The sequence below is a fragment of the Ventosimonas gracilis genome (assembly GCF_001580025.1).
GTDB classification, from domain to species: domain Bacteria; phylum Pseudomonadota; class Gammaproteobacteria; order Pseudomonadales; family Pseudomonadaceae; genus Ventosimonas; species Ventosimonas gracilis.
The window spans coordinates 1-522 of sequence record NZ_LSZO01000185.1 but is presented as its reverse complement, the minus strand read 5'-3'; the positions used below and the strand labels follow the sequence as shown (position 1 = coordinate 522).

At 55.4% G+C, this 522-nt stretch carries 1 protein-coding gene; it reads right to left on the bottom strand.

Translation table 11 applies throughout. The annotated features are described in order from the left end of the window. On the bottom strand, positions 1-522 hold a 522-nt coding region (locus tag AXE65_RS10480; RefSeq protein ID WP_239685080.1), incomplete at both ends, for a phage/plasmid replication protein, II/X family.

Here is a 522-nt window from a genome sequence, read left to right as displayed (position 1 = left end):
GTATCTTTAAGTTTGCGCGAGAGCAAGCGCAGTTCAACGCGCAGTTTGTTATCAATCCAACGCTTAAGTTCGGGGTCACTGGTCAGTTGTTTTTCTTCGGCGGGGACTTTGCTGCTTCTTTTCGCGTGCATTTCGTCCGCCTTGCAGTAGCACACCACTTTCCAATGCGTGCTCGTGCCGCCAAAGGTCAACGTTCCACGGTTGTACATCGGTCGCCCGTGCCGTGATTTGGCCTTGAATTCGGCGGCGCGTAACCACCCCTGCACGTCCGAGCGGCTGGGCAACTCGTACATGCGGTTGTAGTCCAGACGGGTGAGCCGGTACTGGCCTTTTTTGATGTGATGGCGCTCGAAGTCGGTGGGCGTGAGATTGAGGCTCGAGCAGAGTGCATCGAAGGTATCAAACATTAACTCAAGCAGGTTGTCAGTACCTACAAAGTTATGACCTTGCAGCCATTTGGCGGGGTTGCCATGAATGTAGAGATGCGAGGCCAGCGGGGGAGCGCTGTAGTCCGGTCTGCCG